Origin of the sequence: Stieleria sp., assembly GCF_041595215.1 — a bacterium.
In the GTDB taxonomy this organism is placed as follows: Bacteria; Planctomycetota; Planctomycetia; order Pirellulales; family Pirellulaceae; genus Stieleria; species Stieleria magnilauensis.
Window position 1 is genome coordinate 1 of the sequence record NZ_JBFHKV010001225.1, and the last position, 2,322, is coordinate 2,322.

The 2,322-nt window shown below is 56.2% G+C and carries 3 protein-coding genes; 2 read left to right on the forward strand and 1 reads right to left on the reverse strand.

The genetic code is table 11. The features are described 5' to 3' along the window. The first annotated feature begins 322 nt into the window (after positions 1 to 322). Both ABX749_RS29895 and ABX749_RS29900 read left to right on the forward strand, forming a co-directional pair. Complete coding sequence (locus tag ABX749_RS29895) at positions 323 to 1,207, forward strand: family 16 glycosylhydrolase (protein WP_372899254.1); 885 nt, start codon at positions 323 to 325, stop codon at positions 1,205 to 1,207. A gap of 291 nt (positions 1,208 to 1,498) precedes the next feature. Further along, positions 1,499 to 1,969 (forward strand): PA2169 family four-helix-bundle protein, encoded by a 471-nt coding sequence (locus ABX749_RS29900; protein ID WP_372899255.1) that lies wholly within the window; start codon positions 1,499 to 1,501, stop codon positions 1,967 to 1,969. A 171-nt stretch (positions 1,970 to 2,140) separates the two neighbouring features. On the opposite strand, the gene ABX749_RS29905 is transcribed toward ABX749_RS29900, so the two are convergent. Beyond that, positions 2,141 to 2,322, reverse strand: a 182-nt coding sequence (locus ABX749_RS29905) for a DUF4112 domain-containing protein (RefSeq protein WP_372899256.1), incomplete at its 5' end; no start/stop codon positions are given.

The following is a 2,322-nucleotide window of genomic DNA, read 5'->3' on the forward strand; positions in this document are numbered from 1 at the left end:
AAGAGCCACCCGGGATATCCGGTGATTCAAAGGAACCATTGGTGATCACCGCGGCGTGCGCCGACGACGCCATGATCAGGGCGATCAAGGAAGCATAAGCCAAACCCGAGAAACGTCTCATAGGTGCAACCTCACGAGTCAACGTAGTGGGTGCGAGTCAGGGGCCAACCGACTTATCATACTTGAAACTCATGCCGCCTGATGGATTTTTCAACCTAAATCCGCTTCAAGAACCGCAGGCCCAATCGACTATAATCTTGGCCGCACCCATGCTGGTCGTCACGCACAGCGTGACCGACTCTCCACTCATCACAGGTCCATCATGAATCCGATTAATTGCCGAGCGTCAGATCGGAACACCTCTGTTCTCCGTTGGCTGATCGGAGCCGCACTGATCGCCTGGCTGACGCCGGCGTGGTGCCAGAATCCGGCATCCATCAACGTCATCTGGTCGCAAGAGTTCGACGGGGAATCGCTCGATCGGAACGTCTGGAGCTACGACGTCGGTGGGCATGGGTTCGGCAACGGACAACTCGAGTTCAACACCGATCGGCCTGAGAACGCTTACCTCCGCGACGGCAACCTGGTGATCGAAGCCCGACGGGAAGCGTACGGAGGCAATGCGTTTACCTCGGCACGGATTCACACCCGCGGCCGATTCGCATTCCAGTACGGAGACCTGGAGGCGCGGATCAAGGTGCCCGACACGGCCGACGGAATCTGGCCTGCGTTCTGGATGCTCGGCAACAATTTCCCCGGAACGGTTTGGCCCAAGTGCGGCGAAGCCGACATCCTGGAAATCGGCGGCAAAGACGGGATCGCCAAAGGACTACAAAACCGACAAATCAATTGCGCGTTGCACTTCGCCGGCGTCGGCGAACAGAAAACAAGTCTGGTCGAGTGGTTCGACGCGCCGGTGGACCTGCATCTGGATTACCACCTCTACAAGATCTCATGGACACCGACGCACATGAAGTTTTTCTTGGACGGCAAAGAGTTTGGGTCCTGGGACATCACCGCACCGGAGATGAAAGAGTACCACCAGCCGTTCTATCCGATCTTGAACGTCGCCGTCGGCAGTTGGACTCACTCCTACACGGGACTCGACACGCCAGAAAAAATCACGGCGACGTTACCGGCCAGAATGTACGTCGATTGGATCCGGCTGTACGGTCATCCCGAAACCAAGCTCGTTCAAAACAAGTAGGCGACGCGCTGCCGATGCCTTCCAGTAACGGCTGACGTGACTCCTGCATCTCTTCTGAAGCGATCTTGCCGAGTCCGGCGGACCGATGAAATGACCACTGAGCCCGTCCCTGGTCGTTTCGACATCAGCCCGGTCGATCTTCGCGCGGAGCATCCACCCGAAAGATGCTCCGACTCGACGTTTATGGACATGGCCACTGCTACGGCACGGTCTTTGCGTCATGGATCGATTGAAACGCACGGCGACGTCGTGCCCTCTTTAACGAACCATTTTCTTTCGGGAACACAAACGATGGCACTTGAAACCAAAACCGATTTGAACCAATCGACGATCAATAAGCTCCAGAAACTGATCCGAGCCAACATCGACTCCTACAACGGCTTTCACGAATCGGCCGAAGAACTGAACGATCCAAAGCTGAAGACGTTGTTCAAGCAACTCGGCGATGAGCGTTCGGCGATGGCCAGCGAACTGCAACGCCTCGTTGAGTTCAACGGCGAAGAAGCGGAGGACGACGGTAGCGTCGCCGCTAAGACCCATCGCATCTGGATCAATATCCGCGGCAAGCTCAACGGCGGCGACGCCCATGTGATTCTGATCGAGGCTGAACGTGGCGAAGACCACATCAAAGAAGCCTACGAGGAAGTGCTGAAGGAAACCGCTGGGAGCGCGATGAACGATGTCCTCACCGCACAATACAAGAAGGTCAAGGCGGGTCATGACCGAGTTCGCGACCTTCGAGACGCGTACAAGAACAAGTAGATCTTGCTTGCATCATTCCCGCTCGGACATGCGAAACGTCCGCAATGGCGAATCCTTCCAGCTTGGGGTCTTAGTCGACCGTAGGCTGGAAGTTTGCACCCCGAATTGATTAGCGCATCAATTCCGAAATCGAGCATTCCCGCTTGACTGTTCCCGCCGCACGTTGACCGCTTATCGCTCAACGCTGGTCGATTCAACCTTCTTTAACAGATGGTCTTCTAGCAGACGGGCATTCCGCAAATTAGATTTCCAAAAGACGTCGAAGACGTCACCCGCGATCGGGACGGCGCCGACGGTCAAGTCGATGACGATGTTCGCCGCCATCCGTGCAAGACGTCGTTTGGGCATGCCAG

Excerpts from the sequence above, each read along its gene's own strand:
- ABX749_RS29895 (WP_372899254.1), top strand. The coding sequence starts at position 323 with ATGAATCCGATTAATTGCCGAGCGTCAGATCGGAACACCTCTGTTCTC.
- ABX749_RS29900 (WP_372899255.1), top strand. The coding sequence starts at position 1,499 with ATGGCACTTGAAACCAAAACCGATTTGAACCAATCGACGATCAATAAG.